This window comes from Dyella mobilis (assembly GCF_016904945.1).
Taxonomy (GTDB): Bacteria; Pseudomonadota; Gammaproteobacteria; order Xanthomonadales; family Rhodanobacteraceae; genus Dyella_B; species Dyella_B mobilis.
The window spans coordinates 24,785-41,355 of record NZ_JADIKF010000037.1 but is presented as its reverse complement, the minus strand read 5'-3'; the positions used below and the strand labels follow the sequence as shown (position 1 = coordinate 41,355).

15 protein-coding genes and 1 riboswitch are annotated in these 16,571 nt (G+C 63.0%); of the genes, 4 read left to right on the top strand and 11 right to left on the bottom strand.

The annotated features are described in order from the left end of the window. Window positions 1–118 precede the first annotated feature (118 nt). Entirely contained in the window at window positions 119–1,054 is a 936-nt protein-coding gene (gene lpxL / locus ISS99_RS06120) for an LpxL/LpxP family Kdo(2)-lipid IV(A) lauroyl/palmitoleoyl acyltransferase (protein ID WP_204630724.1), read from the bottom strand. A 127-nt stretch (window positions 1,055–1,181) separates the two neighbouring features. Between lpxL and waaA the strand changes: the two genes are divergently transcribed. Next, the gene (gene waaA, locus ISS99_RS06115) at window positions 1,182–2,447 is read left to right on the top strand and encodes a lipid IV(A) 3-deoxy-D-manno-octulosonic acid transferase (RefSeq protein ID WP_204630723.1); all 1,266 of its coding nucleotides are present in this window, start codon (window positions 1,182–1,184) and stop codon (window positions 2,445–2,447) included. A 47-nt stretch (window positions 2,448–2,494) separates the two neighbouring features. On the opposite strand, the gene ISS99_RS06110 is transcribed toward waaA, so the two are convergent. The 3 genes from ISS99_RS06110 to ISS99_RS06100 all read right to left on the bottom strand — a co-directional run bounded on the left by ISS99_RS06110 (window position 2,495) and on the right by ISS99_RS06100 (window position 5,013). Next, window positions 2,495–3,847 carry a TolC family outer membrane protein gene (locus ISS99_RS06110; protein ID WP_204630722.1) on the bottom strand — a complete coding sequence of 451 codons (1,353 nt, stop codon included), beginning with the start codon at window positions 3,845–3,847 and terminating at the stop codon, window positions 2,495–2,497. A 34-nt stretch (window positions 3,848–3,881) separates the two neighbouring features. Then, window positions 3,882–4,541, bottom strand: a complete 660-nt coding sequence (locus tag ISS99_RS06105; protein WP_204630721.1) for a protein-L-isoaspartate O-methyltransferase family protein — start codon at window positions 4,539–4,541, stop codon at window positions 3,882–3,884. Between the two features lie 163 nt (window positions 4,542–4,704). Beyond that, the gene (locus tag ISS99_RS06100; protein ID WP_204630720.1) at window positions 4,705–5,013 is read right to left on the bottom strand and encodes a hypothetical protein; all 309 of its coding nucleotides are present in this window, start codon (window positions 5,011–5,013) and stop codon (window positions 4,705–4,707) included. A 105-nt stretch (window positions 5,014–5,118) separates the two neighbouring features. On the opposite strand from ISS99_RS06100, the gene ISS99_RS06095 reads away from it, so the two are divergent. Both ISS99_RS06095 and thiC read left to right on the top strand, forming a co-directional pair. Next, window positions 5,119–5,769 (top strand): TetR/AcrR family transcriptional regulator, encoded by a 651-nt coding sequence (locus tag ISS99_RS06095; protein ID WP_204630719.1) that lies wholly within the window; start codon window positions 5,119–5,121, stop codon window positions 5,767–5,769. 42 nt (window positions 5,770–5,811) lie between these two features. Then, window positions 5,812–5,906, top strand: a riboswitch (TPP riboswitch). Window positions 5,907–6,035: 129 nt separating this feature from the next. Continuing rightward, window positions 6,036–7,913: a phosphomethylpyrimidine synthase ThiC gene (gene thiC, locus ISS99_RS06090; RefSeq protein ID WP_239537774.1), complete on the top strand. Its 1,878-nt coding sequence runs from the start codon at window positions 6,036–6,038 to the stop codon at window positions 7,911–7,913. A 31-nt stretch (window positions 7,914–7,944) separates the two neighbouring features. Here thiC and ISS99_RS06085 read toward each other — a convergent pair whose 3' ends face one another. Together ISS99_RS06085 and ISS99_RS23640 are read right to left on the bottom strand one after the other, a co-directional pair. Continuing rightward, window positions 7,945–8,172: a hypothetical protein gene (locus tag ISS99_RS06085; protein ID WP_204630718.1), complete on the bottom strand. Its 228-nt coding sequence runs from the start codon at window positions 8,170–8,172 to the stop codon at window positions 7,945–7,947. Between the two features lie 98 nt (window positions 8,173–8,270). Further along, on the bottom strand, window positions 8,271–9,077 hold the full coding sequence (locus ISS99_RS23640) for a helix-turn-helix domain-containing protein (protein ID WP_204630717.1): 807 nt from the start codon (window positions 9,075–9,077) through the stop codon (window positions 8,271–8,273). Window positions 9,078–9,241: 164 nt separating this feature from the next. Between ISS99_RS23640 and ISS99_RS06075 the strand changes: the two genes are divergently transcribed. Further along, window positions 9,242–9,631: a DUF3224 domain-containing protein gene (locus tag ISS99_RS06075; protein ID WP_204630716.1), complete on the top strand. Its 390-nt coding sequence runs from the start codon at window positions 9,242–9,244 to the stop codon at window positions 9,629–9,631. Window positions 9,632–9,708: 77 nt separating this feature from the next. Here the strand turns inward: ISS99_RS06075 and ISS99_RS06070 are convergent, their stop codons facing one another. The 5 genes from ISS99_RS06070 to ISS99_RS06050 all read right to left on the bottom strand — a co-directional run bounded on the left by ISS99_RS06070 (window position 9,709) and on the right by ISS99_RS06050 (window position 16,445). Further along, window positions 9,709–10,725: a zinc-binding alcohol dehydrogenase family protein gene (locus ISS99_RS06070; protein ID WP_204630715.1), complete on the bottom strand. Its 1,017-nt coding sequence runs from the start codon at window positions 10,723–10,725 to the stop codon at window positions 9,709–9,711. Window positions 10,726–10,992: 267 nt separating this feature from the next. After that, entirely contained in the window at window positions 10,993–11,529 is a 537-nt protein-coding gene (ppa, locus tag ISS99_RS06065; protein WP_204630714.1) for an inorganic diphosphatase, read from the bottom strand. Window positions 11,530–11,677: 148 nt separating this feature from the next. Continuing rightward, the gene (pdxR, locus tag ISS99_RS06060) at window positions 11,678–13,111 is read right to left on the bottom strand and encodes a MocR-like pyridoxine biosynthesis transcription factor PdxR (protein WP_204630713.1); all 1,434 of its coding nucleotides are present in this window, start codon (window positions 13,109–13,111) and stop codon (window positions 11,678–11,680) included. A 245-nt stretch (window positions 13,112–13,356) separates the two neighbouring features. After that, window positions 13,357–14,214, bottom strand: coding sequence for a 2OG-Fe(II) oxygenase (locus ISS99_RS06055; RefSeq protein ID WP_204630712.1), 858 nt, complete (start codon window positions 14,212–14,214; stop codon window positions 13,357–13,359). A 107-nt stretch (window positions 14,215–14,321) separates the two neighbouring features. After that, a complete protein-coding gene (locus ISS99_RS06050; RefSeq protein ID WP_204630711.1) occupies window positions 14,322–16,445 on the bottom strand; it encodes a prolyl oligopeptidase family serine peptidase in 2,124 nt (707 codons plus the stop codon). Window positions 16,446–16,571: the final 126 nt, after the last annotated feature.

The window sequence follows — 16,571 nt, the reverse complement described above, 5'->3', positions numbered from 1 at the left end:
CGCAGGGTTGGCTGGTTGGCAGAGCGTTGGTTGAGCATGGAGACAGGTGTGGAGCAGGCCAACCCGCTTATCTACCGGGCCAGCCTGTCGTTGGCCTGTCGATTTGGGGCGAACGGTCTCAGTAGATCTGCGGAACGCCTTCCGGGCGCGTCTTGAAGCGCTTGTGTACCCACAAATACTGCTCGGGCGCTTCGCGCACCATCTGCTCGATGCTGCTGTTGACCCTGGCGGTATCGGCGGTGGCGTCGGTGCTGGGCAGTTGTTCCAGCGGTGCGCCGAGCCGCAGCACGTAGCCCTTGCCATCGGGCAGGCGGCGATGAAAGAACGGGATCACCGCCGATTGGGACATGCGCGCCAGGTGATGGGTGGCGGTGATGGTCGCGGCGGGCACGCCGAAGAACGGCACGAACACGCTGTCCTTGCTGCGCATGTCCTGGTCGGGCGCGTACCAGAGCGTGCCGCCGCTGCGCAGGTATTTCACGGTGCCGCGGATGTCGTCCTTGTCGAACATCGCGCGCGCATAACCCAAGCGCGCGCGCAATACCGTCCATTCGAACACGGGGTTGTCCATGCGCCGGTACATGCCGGCAATGCGGATGCGTTGGGAAACCAGGCGCGCGCACAACTCCAGGTGCGAGAAGTGCCCGCCGACCAGCAGCACGCCGTGCCCCGCGGTGCGCGCAGCTTCCAGATGTTCGAGCCCTTCAAATCGCACCGGGATCTTCGCGATGGCGCGATCCGAGCCCATCCAGCCCAGTGCGAACTCGATCAGCATCAGGCCGATGTCGCGCAGATGCGCGTCGACCAGTTCGGCTTGAGCCTTGGCGTCGAGTTCGGGAAAGCACAGCGCGATGTTGGCGGCCGCCACTTTGCGGCGCGGCGAAGGGTAGCGTTCGATCACTGCGCCCAGGGCACGGCCGATGGTCATCAGCGCCTTGAACGGCAGCATGGCCAGCAGTTTCATCACACCCACGCCGATCCACGCCGGCCACAGGCGTGGAGAAAGCAGGGAGCGGGTGAAGGCAGGTCGGGGTGTTCCGGGCATCCGATGCATTGTAGCGGCTGGGCGCCCAGGCTGAGCGACGCCGGCAGTCGAGGAGATTCCTGCGTGCAGGCAACCCCGTGGCGCGTCCCGTTGTCTTCAGGACCGTATACTTCCGCGTCGCTGCCAGGAATGTCCGTTGCGCTATCTCTATACGATCCTGATGTATCTCGCCACGCCGATCATCGTGATGCGGCTGCTTACGCGTGGCATGCGTTACGGCAATTACCATCAGCGCTGGCCGGAACGCTTCGGCTTTTTCAAGGCGCCGGATCTGCGCGGCAGCATCTGGGTGCATGCGGTGTCGGTGGGCGAAGTGAATGCAGCCGAGCCGTTGATCAAGGCGCTGCGGGTGGATTACCCCAACGCGCCGCTGGTGGTGACCACGGTGACGCCGACCGGATCGGCGCGCGTGCAGCAACTGTTTGGCGACAGCGTGTTCCACGTCTATCTGCCGTATGACCTGCCGTTTTCGGTGCACCGCTTTCTCAGCCAGATCAGGCCGCGTCTGGCCCTGATCGTGGAGACGGAGATCTGGCCGAACCTGTATTTCGGCTGTTACCGCCGCGGCATTCCCTTGATGATCGTCAGTGCGCGATTGTCCGGGCGTTCCTTGCGCGGCTACGCCCCCATGCGTGCCTTGTTGCGCTCCGCGTTGCGCTGCGTACGTCAGATTGCCGCGCAATCGCGGACGGATGCGGCGCGCTATCGCCTGCTTGGGGCCGACCCTGCGCTCGTCTCGGTGAGCGGCAACCTGAAATTCGACATGCCCGTGCCGGTGGGCGCATTGGAAGGCGGTTCGACCTTTCGCGAACAGTGGGGTCGCCTGCGCCCGGTGTGGATTGCCGCCAGCACGCATGAAGGCGAAGAGCTTGCCGTGCTGGAAGCGCACCTGGAGGTGCTCAAGCGCTTGCCCGATGCCTTGCTGCTGATCGCGCCCCGCCACCCGGAGCGTTTCCGCGTGGTGGAGCAATCGGTGCGCAGCCTCGGATTCAGCATGGCGACGCGCAGCGCCGATCGCGTGCCCGGCGCCTCGCACCAGGTGTTCCTGATCGACACCATGGGGGAATTGATGCCCTTCTTCGCGGCGTCCGATATGGCCTTTGTAGGCGGCAGCCTGGTGCCGATCGGCGGCCACAATGTGCTGGAGCCGGCGGCGCTGGCCAGGCCGGTGCTGGTGGGGCCGCATACGTTCAACTTCGAGGAGATTACCTTGACCCTGATACGCGGCGGCGGCGCCAAGCGCGTGCTGCAGAGCGAGGCGCTGGGCGAGGAAGTGTTGAGCCTGTTGCAGGACGAGCCACGCTGCAAACGCATGGGCAAGCAGGCACGGGTCGTCTTCGACAGCGAGCGCGGCGCGGTCAGCCGGGTGATGAAGCTGATCGACCGCATGTTGCAGGAATAAAAAAAGCCGGGATTTCCCGGCTTTTTTCATGCGCTTCGTGCTGCGATTTACTGCAGCAGCGAGTTGACGTATTCCATGTCCTTGTAATCGATCGTGCCGGCCGACTGGCGCAGCAGCAGGCGATTGAGCACCAACTGGTGGCGCGCCGTTGCGTAGGTGCTCTGGTTCTGGGTCAAGGTTTGAATCGCGGTCAGTACGTTCAGCATGATCTGTGTGCCGACCTGGAAGCCTGCCTTGGTCGCATCCACGGCTTCCTGGGCGGATTCCACTGCGGCCTTGCCCGATTTCACTTCACTGATGCCGGCCACCACCGAGTTGTAGTCGTTGATGGTGTCCTGCACGGTCTGGCGACGGGTCAGTTCCAGCGAGTCCTGTGCTTCGTCGCGCTGGTAGATCGACTGGCGAACCTTCGACTGGGTAGCACCGCCGGCAAAGATCGGCACCGATAGCGTGACGCCGATGGTGTTGCCCCAGCGGCCGTTGCCAAGCGTAGAACCGTTGCCGTTGCCGAAGCTGCCGTTTTCCGCCCAGGTGGAGGTTTTGCCGCGGCTGAGGCTGGCGCTGATGGTCGGCAGGTGGCCGGCGCGTGCAGCATTGACGCTGTGCTCGGCGGCATCCACCGACAATTGCGCCGACAGCAGGGTGGGATTGTTCTTCATGGCGCTATCGACCCACTGCTGCGGATCGGAGGGCACCGGTGCATCCATCGGCAGTTCGGCGCGCAGCGTCTTCAGCTCGCCCACCGGTTGGCCGGTGATCACGGTCAGCGCCTGGCGATCGTTGTCCAGCGTGTTCTGCTGGCTAATCGTCTGCGCCTTGGCCGCCTCGTAATACGACTTGGCCTGGTAGACGTCGGTGACCGCGGCAATGCCCACCTTGAACTGCTGCTCGGCCTGGTCGTAGGTAACCCGGTAGGCTTCCTCGTTGGCCTTGGCGTACTTCAGCTGTTCCTCGTCGTTGAGGATGGTGAAGTACGCGGTGGCGACGCGCACGAACAGCTGTTGCGCGGCGGCGTCGTAGGTCTGCTGTTGTGCGTCGGCGGTGGAATGGGCCGCCTGCAGATTGGCGATATCGGCCAGGTTGAGGATGGTCTGGTCCAGCTCGACCGACATGTTGCGCTGACGGATGTGACCGCCGCCGCCATCGCCGCTGCCTTCGCCGACGTTCTGGCTGCTGCTGCCGGAGGACTGGGTCAGGCCCAGGGTGCCGTTGATCTGCGGCAGCAACAAAGCGCGTGCCTGCGGAACGCCTTCGTGAACTGCCAGCCGCGTCGCGTCGGCCTGTGCCAGTACAGGGTCGTTCGCACGCGCCTGACGGTATGCATCCAGCAAATCCTCGCCGTGGCTGGGCAGGGATACTGCAGCCAGGGTCAGGGCAAGGGTCAGAAGCTTCAAGCGCATGGTTCGCCTCGTAGAGTTCGGGGTCGGAGCGGGGTTAGAAAACGAAACGGCGGGGCGGTTCGGCGTGAGCCAGGTAGGGCAGGTCCGTCTCGAGCACGCTTTCTTCGCGATAGCGGCCGTTGCCTTCGCTGGTCAGCAGCATCACCTGCTGTACCGGCGACTCGCCGCGGATGGCCAGCAAGCGGCCGCCGGGCTTGAGCCAGCTGAGGAAACGGTCGGGAATACGGTAAACGGCGCCGGTGACAACGACGGCATCGAAGCTGCCCTGAGGCTGCCAGGTGTCGACGGCTTCGCCGGTGGCGAGCTGCACGTTGTTGATGCCCGCTGCCTGCAGGCGCGCGCCGGCGGCAGCGGTGAAATCGGCATGGATGTCCACGCTGGTGACGTGCGCACTGAGGCTGGCCAGGCACGCGGTGAGGAAGCCCGAGCCAGTGCCGATTTCCAGCACCTGCTCTTCAGGCTTCAGCGCCAGCGTCTGCAGCACGCGGCCTTCCATGACCGGCTTCATCATCACTTCGCCGTGCCCGATCGGCAGGCACAGATCCGCGAACGCGAGCTGGCGATGTTCGGGCGCGACGAAATCCTCGCGGCGCACCCGGCCGAGCACGTCGAGCACGCGACCATCCAGCACCTCCCAGGGGCGCACCTGGTTCTCAACCATGTTTTGACGCGCCTGATCGAAGTTCATCGCCATGGAAAACAAAGCCTGTCTGGATCGAAAAAAGGTCAAAAAGGATAAGCGTTTAGACCCTGTTTCGACAATGGTTAGCGTGCGGGTTGGGGCGGGGTGTACGAAGTGCCGGAAGTCATCGCAATGACCTGACGTAAGTCATGCAAAGCCCATTGTCCGCGGACACTTACGCACTTTTTCGGTGTTTGCGCAGCATCTCTCCGACCACTTCGATGGGCAAGCGTTTGAGCGCTTCCCTGGTGCTTGAAGCCAGCGTGGGATCCAGGCGCTGGATGCGCCCGAGGATCGACTCGCCGCGGCTCCGCGCCGCTACGGCCAGCCACGCCAGCCAGCGGGACAGGCTGTGCCGGTCGCGGGCGTCGAGGGAGGCCAGGGCCGACCGCAGGTCGAACACCTGTCTGGTGGCTGTCCGGTCGCGCTCCAGCCACGCGGCCAGCCGTTGCTGGGCCTTGCGATAGGGGGCGCTGAGCGCCATTTCTGGGAAAGTCGCGCACATCAGACGAATATTCGGTATCATTCAGGAAATAATTAAACCGCCCCGTATAATAAATTGGGTTTTTTGATTTGTGAAGGTGCATCCATGAACTCGATCCCGCTGACCAAGCCGCACGGGCCAGGCCGCCCGAAGGACATGGAAAAGCGTGCGGCCATTCTCGAGGCCGCCAAGGCTCTGTTCATACGCAACGCCTTCGCCGGTACCAGCATGGATGCCATTGCCGCCGAAGCGGGCGTGTCCAAGCTGACCGTCTATAGTCACTTTGGTGATAAGGACAACCTGTTCCGCGAAGTCATCCGTGCACGCGTCCAGGATCTGCTCCCCGAAGAAACCTATGGTTTCGATCCGCAGGCCGACATCGGCGACACGCTGCACCGTATCGCCCAGGTGCACGCCCGGCTCGATTGCGACCCGGAAACCGTCGGCACTTTCCGCGCCATCCTCAGCGATTGCCGCCAGGGCAATCCCCGCTACGGCAAGCTGATGTGGGAAGAAGGCCCGATGCGCAGCCGCGGCCTGCTGGAGCGCCTGCTGCAACAGGCCGTCGATGCCCACAAGCTGCAGATCGAGGACGTGCCGCGTGCAGCGGTCCAGTTCATCTCGCTGATCAAGGGCGACATGATGATGCGCCGCATGTTCGGCTGTGCCGAATGCGTGCAGACCTATGCCCGGGAAATCGAGGAAAACGCCCGCGCCGGCGTGACGATGTTCCTGCGGGCCTATGCCATTCATTGAGTCCCGCACTCGTTTCCAACCCCGCTTCGTGGTCAAATAGCCCCCTGGAAGCGGGGGTGCCGGCGGCAGTCGGCTGAGAGAGTCCCTTCGAACCTGATCCGGTTAGCACCGGTGTAGGGAGCTTCGTCGCACGGAGCACCGTGCGTTGGCGCCATCGCTTCAGTTGCTGGTATGCGAATCCGTTCGCAACACCCCGCACATCCCTGTGCGGACTCATCAATAAAGCGCGTCCTTCGGGATGGCGCTTGAGCACTGGACGAATGCCGATGAATGCCTTGCCCTCCGATCTCGTGCGCGCCGCACAAGAACTTTCCGAAGCCGTCACGCGCCCGATTCCCGGTTCGCGCAAGATCCACGTGCAGGGCAGTCGTGCTGACCTGAAAGTGCCGATGCGCGAAATCGAACAGGCGCAGACGCCGACCTTGTTCGGTGGCGAGACCAATCCGCCGATCACCGTCTACGACACGTCCGGCCCGTACACCGATCCCAATTACACCGCCGATCTCGCTGCCGGCCTGCCGGCACTGCGTGCCGCGTGGATCGCCGAGCGTGGCGACGTGGAACAACTGCCCGGCCTGAGCTCCGCCTTTGGCCGCCAGCGCGCTGCCGATGCCAAGCTGGACGACGTTCGTTTCGGCCACCTGCGGGCCCCGCTGCGCGCCAGGGCCGGTGCCAACGTCACGCAGATGCACTACGCGCGCCGCGGCATCGTCACCCCGGAGATGGAATACATCGCCATCCGCGAAAACCAGCGCGTCGAAGCGCTGCGCAATAGTGCGTTGTGCAAACAGCACGCAGGCGAATCCTTCGGTGCCGCGTTGCCGAAACTGATCACGCCGGAATTCGTGCGCGACGAGGTTGCCCGCGGCCGCGCCATCATCCCGGCCAATATCAACCATCCGGAAAGCGAGCCGATGATCATCGGCCGCAACTTCCTCACCAAGATCAATGCCAACATCGGCAACAGCGCCGTGTCCTCCGGCATTGCCGAAGAGGTGGAGAAGCTGGTGTGGTCGATCCGCTGGGGCGGCGACACGGTGATGGACCTCTCCACCGGCAAGAACATCCACGAAACGCGCGAATGGATCATCCGCAACTCGCCGGTGCCGATCGGCACCGTACCGATCTACCAGGCGCTGGAAAAAGTCGGCGGCGTTGCCGAGGATCTGACCTGGGAGCTGTTCCGCGACACGCTGATCGAGCAGGCCGAGCAGGGCGTGGACTACTTCACCATCCACGCGGGCGTGCTGCTGCGCTTCGTGCCGCTGACCGCCAAGCGCGTGACCGGTATCGTCTCGCGCGGCGGTTCGATCATGGCCAAGTGGTGCCTGGCGCATCACAAAGAGAATTTCCTCTACACGCACTTCGAGGAAATCTGCGAAATCATGAAGGCCTACGACGTGTCCTTCAGCCTCGGCGACGGCCTGCGTCCGGGCTGTGTGGCCGATGCCAACGACGCCGCACAGTTCGGCGAACTGGACACGCTCGGCGAACTCACCCAGATCGCGTGGAAGCACGACGTGCAGGTGATGATCGAAGGCCCCGGCCACGTGCCGATGCAGCTGATCAAGGAAAATATGGAGCGGCAGCTCGAGAAGTGCCACGAGGCACCGTTCTACACGCTGGGGCCGTTGACCACCGATATCGCACCCGGCTACGACCACATCACCAGCGCCATCGGCGCGGCGATGATCGGCTGGTTCGGCACCGCCATGCTTTGCTACGTCACGCCGAAGGAACACCTGGGCCTACCGAACAAGCAGGACGTACGCGACGGCATCATCGCCTACAAGATCGCCGCGCACGCCGCCGATCTGGCCAAGGGTCATCCGGGTGCGCAGGTGCGCGACAACGCATTGAGCAAGGCACGCTTCGAGTTTCGCTGGGACGATCAGTTCAACCTGGGCCTGGATCCGGAAAAAGCGCGCGAATTCCACGACGAAACCCTGCCCAAGGACGCGCACAAGTCCGCGCACTTCTGCTCCATGTGCGGGCCGAAGTTCTGCTCGATGAAGATCACCCAGGACGTGCGCGACTACGCAGCCGAACATGGCGTAGACGAGACGGCGGCCCTGGGCGAGGGCATGGCCGAAAAGGCCGCAGAGTTCCGCGCGCAAGGCGCGGAGGTCTATCACAAGGCTTGAGGAAACCGGATTAGGCAGCTGCAGGAGCTGCCTAATCTTTAGGTTGCCGGTTGCGTCCTGCAGGAAGGCAGAAAAAGACAAACAACGAGCCTTCCGCCAGCCCTCGCCACAGATCGATCGCGTCGTGCGACGCCGGTGCGGCCGGCAGATGCGTCAATTGAAAGACTGAAAGCAAAAACAGCACCGCCATCGCAATCAGGCCGAAACCGCGTGTCCTCCTGGAAGGCAGTGCAGCGTGTGGCATCGATGGCGTTTTCACGTGGGCATTGTTCTGCCAACACGCATAAATTTGCGACAAATCTATCCCTGGGTTCCGTATAGATCCCATAAAAATGGCTGTTCGTAGTCGGCTAACGACTAGGGCTTGCGCAGCGTTTTAGCGTAATCAGCCGGGCTGCGCCCGATAAGCTTGCGGAAATCGCGGATGAAATGCGCGTGGTCGAAATAACCCAGCTGCAATGCAAGCTCGGTCCAGGCGACGGAGCTGCCGGCTTGCACCTGTGCGATGGCTTCATGCAGCCGATAACGATTAATCACCCATTTCGGACTGACGCCCACGTATTGGTTGAAAAAGCGCTGGAGACTTCGCTTGGTCAATCCGCATTGCGCGGCCAGCGTTTCCACCGACGTAATGCTGCGGTCCGCGGCGATGTTTGCCACCAGTTCGCTGATGCGGGCAACTTCCGGATCGTCCTTGGGGAGGTTGGACAGCAGCAGATGTTCTGCGGCATGGACCATGGCCCCCACGTCGTCATGCAATAGCACTTGCCGTTCGAACGTATCGGCATCCGTGCCGAAAATGTCTTGAGCCTGCAGCGAGCGATCCATCAAGCCGGATACCGGCTTGCCGTAGAAGGGATGGAATGCGCCCGCCTTGAACTTGATACCGAAGGCGTGACTGCGCCCTTCCAGCATGCGTACATAGCGCCCGGTGTGCACGCCATAGATGGCGGTCAATCCGGGTTCGACGACGTAATGCACATTCGGGTGCGGCAGGGTTTCCTGCTGTTGCGCAGGCAAGTTGCGCAGGTCCCAGGATACGTACCAGTAATGCTCGACGAGACCGGCGAGCGCAGGCGATGGCGGGCGTCGCTCGTGCTTGAACTCGCCCACGGCAAGCTCGGGATGAAGAACGCCGCGCGGCTGGCCAAGGTCGGTGCTCACGCGGAATGCGCCTGGCCGCAAGTTGTTTGTCGCGTTTTTCCAATCGGCGAGGGCATGGATCGGGCTAAGGTATGAGTCGACGCGGTCGTGTCGATCATTGTGCCGGGCCTGGCGGCAGAAAGGTTGGCCGGACCCTCGGTTTCCTTCAATGCGGAGAAGTCATCATGCACGCAAGCGGTCCTTTTGAAGTCAAGCTCAGTCTCCAGCCGCCGGCGCCGGGCATCGAAGCGGCAAAGCTGGGGCGGCAAACCCTCGACAAGCGCTTCAGCGGTGATCTGGAAGCGAGCAGCCTGGGCGAAATGCTGTCGGCGGGCGGCAACGTACAAGGCTCGGCGGGCTATGTGGCGATCGAGCGCGTCACCGGCACGCTGCATGGCAAGCGGGGCAGCTTCGTGCTGCAGCACGTGGGCACGATGGATCGTGGCGTCCCAAGCCTGTCGATTCACGTCGTGCCGGACTCCGGTACGGAAGAACTCACGGGCTTGAAGGGTTCCATGCTGATCCAGATCGAGCAGGGAAAGCACGCTTATACCTTCGACTACAGCTTGCCCTGATTGCGAGGGTAATGCTGCAAATGGTCGAACCTTCCCCCGCATCACGTGGGGGAAGGTGTCGCTTGCGAGCGATGGTCCTACCAGCCCGACAGCACCAATTTCCCGATGCTCTTGCCCGATTCCAGCCGGCGATGCGCTTCACGCAGGTTTTCCGCACTGATCGGGCTCAAGGCTTCGCGATGGATACCGCGCAGTTCGCCCTCGTCGATCAGCGCTGCGACGCGCGCCAGGATGCGGCCTTGTTCGGCGACGTCGGGGGTGTGGAAACGCGGGCGTGCAAACATCATTTCCCAGTGGATGCCGATGCATTTGGCTTTATAGGGATCGCCGATGTTGAGGGGCGTCTTCGGCTCGACGATCAGGCCGACGTGGCCTTGCGGCGCCAACAGCTCGCCCAGCTCTTCCCAATAGTGCGAGGTGTCGGCCAGATTGAGTGCCGCATCGATGTGCGCAAAACCAAGTGCCTGCAGCTGCGGCGTAAGCGGTTGACGATGATCGACGACGTGCTGCGCACCCATGGCACGGCACCACGCCTGGGTTTCGGAGCGCGATGCCGTGGCAATGACGGTAAACCCGGCGCGCCGCGCAAGCTGGATAGCCATGGAGCCCACGCCGCCAGCGCCCGCGATGATCAGCAGCGATTTTCCGTCGCCGCCATTTTCGGGGCGGTAAGGCATGCGTTCGAACAGCAACTCCCAGGCCGTGATGGCGACCAGCGGCAGGGCGGCAGCACCGGCGGCGTCCAATCGGCGCGGGCGAAGCGCAACGAGCCGCGCGTCGACAGCCTGATATTGCGCATTGCTGCCGGGACGCGTGACGTCGCCTGCGTAATACACCTCGTCGCCGGGTTTGAAACCGGCCACTTCCGTACCGACTGCTTCAACGACGCCGGCGGCGTCAAAGCCGAGAATGCGCGGTTGCGCTTCCACCTGCGGTTTGGGGGCACGCAGCTTCGTGTCGACGGGGTTTACCGAGATGGCTTCAACCCGCACCAGCAGATCCTGCGGACCGATCTGAGGCGTGGGCAGTTCGACGTCCAAAAAGGATTGCGGGTCGTCAACGGGCAGGTATCGGGTAAGGCCCACGGCTTTCATGGAGAGGTCTCCTTCTGGGTGCGTGTAGACGGTAGCGCAGGAACGGGCAGAAGATTGCGTTCGGCACACGGCCCATTCCAATACGGGTAGTACGGATAAGGCGGCGTGACGGTGCTGGCGGCGTTGAGTCTGGCCATCCGTTTCGCAACCGGGAACCAGCCGATTGGCGATGTGCCGCCTTGGGAGCGCGGTCTGGCGATCCGCTGAAAAAGAAACGGCGCGCGACCGATGGGCCGCGCGCCGTTCTCGGGAACCGACAAGAGAAGCTTAGTCCTTGTTCTGCTTGTGGCGCTGAATGCCGGCAAGAATCTCGGCCTTGGCCTCGTCGGCGCCGACCCAGCCTTCCACCTTTACCCACTTGCCCTTCTCGAGATCCTTGTAGTGCTCGAAGAAGTGGCCGATGCGCTCCAGCCAGTGGCCCGACACCCCTTTGATGTCTTCGATGTGGGCGTAGCCGGGGAAGATTTTCTTCGACGGGATCACGATCAGCTTTTCGTCGCTGCCCGCTTCGTCGGTCATCTTCAGCATGCCGACCGGATGGCAGCGGATCACCGAGCCCGGCACCAGCGGCAGCGGCAGGATAACCAGCGCGTCGAGCGGATCGCCGTCGCCGCCCAGCGTGCCCGGCACGTAGCCGTAGTTGCAGGGGTAGCGCATGGGGGTGGAAAGGATGCGGTCCACGAAAATCGCGCCGCTGGCCTTGTCTACTTCATATTTGACCGGCTCGGCATCCTTCGGGATTTCGATGACGACGTTGATTTCGTTCGGCACGTCGCGGCCGGCGCTAACCAGATCCAGGCCCATGGGGCACTCCTCAACAGATAACCAAAACAGGGATAGCCGCTCAGCATACGGCAAACCTTGCCGCGACGCACCAATACCGTCCCCAGGCAGGCTGACCCGGCCCGGCCAATGGGCTGATGAGTGGGATGAGGCGACCCCTGGGCTGAAGTCAGCGTGTCTCGAAATAGTCCAGGCACTGACCAAACAGCTGCATGGCTTCGTGCAACTCCGTCACCGAAACGCCGCAGTAGCCGAGCATCAGGCCCGGCCGGTCTGATGCGTGCAGATACAACGGGGCGGTGGGGTACAGGCCAAGTCCCTTTTCGTGCGCAAAGGCGATCAGAGCCTCGCATTTGGCCTGGTCGTAATCGCGCAACCAAACCACGATGTGCATGCCAGCCGGCGTATCGGCGATTTCCACGCGACTATGCGCGTATTGCTTCAGCCCGGCGATCAGCGCCTCGCGCCGGGTCTTGAGTTCTTTGCGCGCCAGGCGCAGGTGGCGTTCGAACCCGCCGTCCTCCATGAAGTGCGCCAGGGCCGCCTGCTCGATCACCGGACAGGCCACGTCGCAGAGGTATTTGGCATTGCGAAAGTCCGGCAGCAAAGCGCTGGGCATGACCGCGTAAGCCAGGCGAAGGCCGCCGAACATGATTTTGGAAAACGTTCCGACATAGATCACGCGGCCATCCTGGTCGAGCGATCGCAGCGCTGGCATCGGATGCGCCTCATAGTTGAATTCGCCGTCGTAGTCGTCTTCCATGATCCAGCACTGGTGCTTTTGCGCGTAACGCAGCAAAGCCTTTCTGCGCTCCAGCGAAAGGATCGCGCCGGTCGGAAATTGGTGCGACGGCGTCACGTAGATCAGACGCGGCGATGCCTCGGGCAGCTCTTCGCAGACGATGCCGTCATCATCGGTGCGCACGGCGGTGAGCGTAGCGCCATGGGCAACGAATGCCTGATGTGCGCCAAAGTAGTGGGGCTCTTCCAGCACTACGCTGTCGCCCTCGTTCAACAGCACGCGCGAGACGAGGTTGATGGCCTGCTGGGTGCCGCTGACAATGAGCACGTCGTCCGGCTCAGCCTGCACGCCGCGGCGGCGCGCGAGGTATTCGCAGGTTTGCTGGCGCAGCGCTTCCAGTCCGGAGACTTCGTTGACGAGCAGCCGGGTATAGGTCGCCGCGCGCGCCAGTTCGCGGCCCCAGGCATTGTTGAGTGCCGGATTGACCAGCGGGTTGCCGTACTGCAGGTTGTAACGCAGGCCGCGGTGGATGCGCGGTATGTCCCAGTCGCGTACTTCGCGGGCGCGCTGCGCGTATCGGGAGGGCGGCGGAATCGCCGTTACGGCGTGATGGTTGACCGGCCGCGCCTGCAGTTCGCTGACGAAGCTGCCGGAACCGACGCGACCGGCAATAAAGCCTTCCGCGCGCAGTTGCTCATAGGCGGCCAGGACGGTGGTGCGGGACAGGTCCAGTTCGTCGGCCAATTCGCGCGTCGGCGGCAACTGGGTGCCCGGCGCAATGCGTCCTTGGACGATAGATGATTTCAGGGCACGTGTGAGCTGATCGTACAGCGGTCCGTGGCCGTCGAGTTCCAGATACACGCCATACCCTCCCGTTGGAACGACATGCCGTCAATTGGCCCCAGAAAAATACGTGTAATTGGCTATGGAGGGAATGGGGCGAAATACCTAGTCTGAAACGGTCGCGGGCTCCAGGAGGGAGCCCTTTCGTTCGTCGCCCCCAACGGCGAACGGGCTCGGCGGCGTGCTCCCTCACTTCCCGCGCCCGCGGGGTGGCCACTCTCTCACGGCCATCTCGCGGGTTTTGTCGGGCAGCGGCAGGGGCTTCAGCGGCGCGACGGCGCTTGGAATGGTCGCTCGCGCAGCCATTTGGTTGCGATCCACTTTTCACCCTTCAGCACCGGCAGGCCGGCGTGCAGCGATGCGGCGTCGCCGGTGTCGTAGGCGAAATAAACCGCCGACCCGCGCAGGGCCGTAACCGTCAGCCCGATCTCCGGGAAGGCCGTGCCGCCGCCGGCCTCGGGCGTATTCAGGTACATCACCAGGCTGGCGATGCGCTGGCCGCCTTTGGCTGTGATGGCGGCGAAGCCGGGCTGTTCCGGATCGAACCAGTCATAGTGCGGCTCGTATTGCTGGCCGGGCAGGTAATGCAGTACCTGCAGGCCTTCACCGTGATCGATGGGAAGGCTGAGCAGGGTGGCGATGCGCTGTTCGATGCGCTTGACCAGGGGCGACTCGCCGATGGTGAAGAACATGCCCTCGCTGGTACGCCGCGCATCGATCTGTTGCTTACCGGTGCCATCGACGGTCTTCGCCCGTTGCAATCGCGGCTGTGCTTCCCTGATCAAGGCTTCGCACTCCTCCGCGGACAGCAGATTGTTGAGCACGCGCAGAGCGGGCGATTCGACACTCAACGTGACGTCGACGGCGCGCCCGTCGACGGCCAGCTGCGGCGCTTCGGGATGACGGGTGCGACGCCCCGGCTGCCCCTTGGGTGCCGGCGCGTGGGTGTCGAGCGCGGTGAGCGGGATATTGAGCACCGTGGCAACGATGCTGCGGCTTTGCCGCGGATCGTAGCCGGTTTCCTGCATCAGCTTGAGCACCGCCTCCACGCTGTGGCCGGCGTGCGTGGTGGCAAGGATCCAGTCGCGAAGTTCAGGGCGGATCGCGGGGCGAGATTTCATGGGAGCGGGCGACGAGGGTTGGGCAGCGGAGGCATTCTAGCGCCCCCGCTGCTCCTATTCGCGCTCACGGCCGAACTACGATCTCTGCGCAGCTGATGAAAGAGTTTTCATTGCAGGCGATCCCACAGGAAATCGTAGGCGAGCGCATGCATAAACGCGGCCTGCTTGTTGTCGGCGCCAGCGCCGTGCCCGCCTTCGGTGTTCTCGAAGAACCACACGTTCTGGTAGCCCATACCTTCCATTTTGGCGGCCATCTTGCGTGCTTGCACGGGGCCGACGCGATCGTCGCTGGTGGTGGTGAAGAACAGCACGTCCGGATACTTCACATCGGCCTTGACGTTCTGATACGGCGAGAAATGCCGGATGAAATCCCATTGCTTGGGATCGTCGGGGTTGCCGTATTCGGCGATCCAGGATGCGCCTGCCGACAGATGGATGTAGCGCTTCATGTCGAGCAGCGGCACCTCGCAGGCGATGGCGCCGAACAGTTGCGGGTACAACGTAAGCATGTTGCCCATCAGCAGGCCGCCGTTGCTGCCGCCCTCGGCGCCCAGATGAACCGGCGAGGTTACGCCGCGCTTGACCAGGTCCTGTGCCACGGCGGCGAAGTCCTCATATGCGCGCAAGCGGTTTGCTTGCATGGCTGCCTGGTGCCAGCGCGGACCGTATTCGCCGCCGCCACGGATGTTGGCCACCACGTAGACGCCTCCGCGCTCGAGCCACGCACGCCCGACGCTGCCGCTGTAGTACGGCTGCAGAGATACTTCGAAACCGCCGTAGCCGTAGAGCAGGGTGCGGTTGCTGCCGTCCAGCTTGAGGTTCTTCGGCGCGATCTCGAAATAGGGAACCTTGGTGCCGTCTTTCGAAGTGACGAAGTGCTGGCTTACCTCGAACTTCGATGCATCGAAGAACGCAGGGCTTTGCTTGAGCGTCTGCGCCGCGCCTTCGCCCAATACGCCGCGCTCCAACGACGAGGGGGTGAGGAAGCCGGTCACGCTCAGCCAATACTCGTCGCTGTGATCGGGATCGGTGTCGAGCACGGTCATGGTGCTGAAGGTCGGCGCTCCCGGCATGTTGGCGCGTGCCCAGTGGCCGTCCGGCTGCGGAGTAAGCACGTCGAGGCGGCTCTTCACGTCATCCATCAGGTTGAGAATGATGTGGTGCTGCGTCCAGGAATAACCCGATAGCGCCGTGTGTTCATCCGGTGCGAACAGCGTGGTGAATTGACGCTTGCCGGCCATGAAATCATCGAATTTCGTGGCGATCAGCGCGCCGGAAGGATACGTGCTGCCGCCGACCGTCCAGGCGCTGCGCAATTGCACCAGCATCCATTCGCGATGAGCGTCGACACTGGCGTCGGTCGGAACATCCAGGTGGATGAGCTTGCCATCTTTGAGCTGATAGGTATCGCTGTGGAAGAAATCATGCGCGACGTTGACGAAGTCGCGTTCGAAGCCAGGCGTGCGGTCGTGCGTGGCGCCGACGGAAAGATCGCTGGTCTTGGCTTCATAGACCGTGGTTGCGGCGCTCAGCGGCGTGCCGCGCGTCCACATCTTGGCGAGGCGCGGATAGCTGGAGCTGGTCATCGACCCCGGGCCGAAATCCGTGCCCACGTAGAGATGATTTTCGTCGATCCAGCCCACTTCCGTCTTGGCGACGGGAATGCGGAAGCCGTCTTTGGCGAAGGATTTGCTCGGGATGTCGAACTCGCGCACCTCGATGGCATCGCCGCCGTCGGGCGACAAATACACCAGGCAATGGTTGTAGTCGGGCTTGAGGCAATCGCTGCCTTTGAATACCCAGCGCTTGTCTTCCGTTTTATTGAGCGCATCGACATCCAGTAGCACTTCCCACTGGGGTTCGGGTTTGCGGTACTCGCTCAAGGTGGTACGACGCCACAGCCCGCGCGGGTGCGCCTTGTCCTGCCAGAAGTTGTAGAGGTAGTCGCCGCGGCGTTCCACGTAGGGAATGCGGGCGTCGGAGTCGAGCACTTCCAGGACGCGGTCGCGCGTGCGAGCGAATTCGGGATTGTCGGCGAACTGCTTCTGGGTGTGGGCGTTCTGTGCCTTCACCCAGTTCATGGCACGTTCGCTGTGGATGTCTTCGAGCCAGAGATAAGGATCGTCGCTGGCTGCCGTCGCGCCGGGTCGTGCGTTGTCGTTGGCATGAGTCATGCCGCCCATGGTAATGCTGAGCGCCAGGGCCAGCCCGATGGATGTCTTCAAACGCATGTTTCCGCTCCGTGGTTGGCGCGAGTCGATCGGACTGCGCGGAACCCCCAGCATGCCCAATGAACGGAAAAACGCCAGTGAGGGAAGTCAGGCAGCACGCGAAGGCGCTGGACGCAATCGAGCAGC

Coding starts and splice junctions, on each gene's coding strand:
- ISS99_RS06050 (WP_204630711.1), bottom strand. CDS start 16,445: ATGCGTTTGAAGACATCCATCGGGCTGGCCCTGGCGCTCAGCATTACC.
- ISS99_RS06070 (WP_204630715.1), bottom strand. CDS start 10,725: ATGAAAGCCGTGGGCCTTACCCGATACCTGCCCGTTGACGACCCGCAA.
- ISS99_RS06105 (WP_204630721.1), bottom strand. CDS start 4,541: ATGGCGATGAACTTCGATCAGGCGCGTCAAAACATGGTTGAGAACCAG.
- ppa (WP_204630714.1), bottom strand. CDS start 11,529: ATGGGCCTGGATCTGGTTAGCGCCGGCCGCGACGTGCCGAACGAAATC.
- ISS99_RS06075 (WP_204630716.1), top strand. CDS start 9,242: ATGCACGCAAGCGGTCCTTTTGAAGTCAAGCTCAGTCTCCAGCCGCCG.
- lpxL (WP_204630724.1), bottom strand. CDS start 1,054: ATGCATCGGATGCCCGGAACACCCCGACCTGCCTTCACCCGCTCCCTG.
- ISS99_RS06095 (WP_204630719.1), top strand. CDS start 5,119: ATGAACTCGATCCCGCTGACCAAGCCGCACGGGCCAGGCCGCCCGAAG.
- thiC (WP_239537774.1), top strand. CDS start 6,036: ATGAATGCCTTGCCCTCCGATCTCGTGCGCGCCGCACAAGAACTTTCC.
- ISS99_RS06100 (WP_204630720.1), bottom strand. CDS start 5,013: ATGGCGCTCAGCGCCCCCTATCGCAAGGCCCAGCAACGGCTGGCCGCG.
- ISS99_RS06055 (WP_204630712.1), bottom strand. CDS start 14,214: ATGAAATCTCGCCCCGCGATCCGCCCTGAACTTCGCGACTGGATCCTT.
- ISS99_RS06110 (WP_204630722.1), bottom strand. CDS start 3,847: ATGCGCTTGAAGCTTCTGACCCTTGCCCTGACCCTGGCTGCAGTATCC.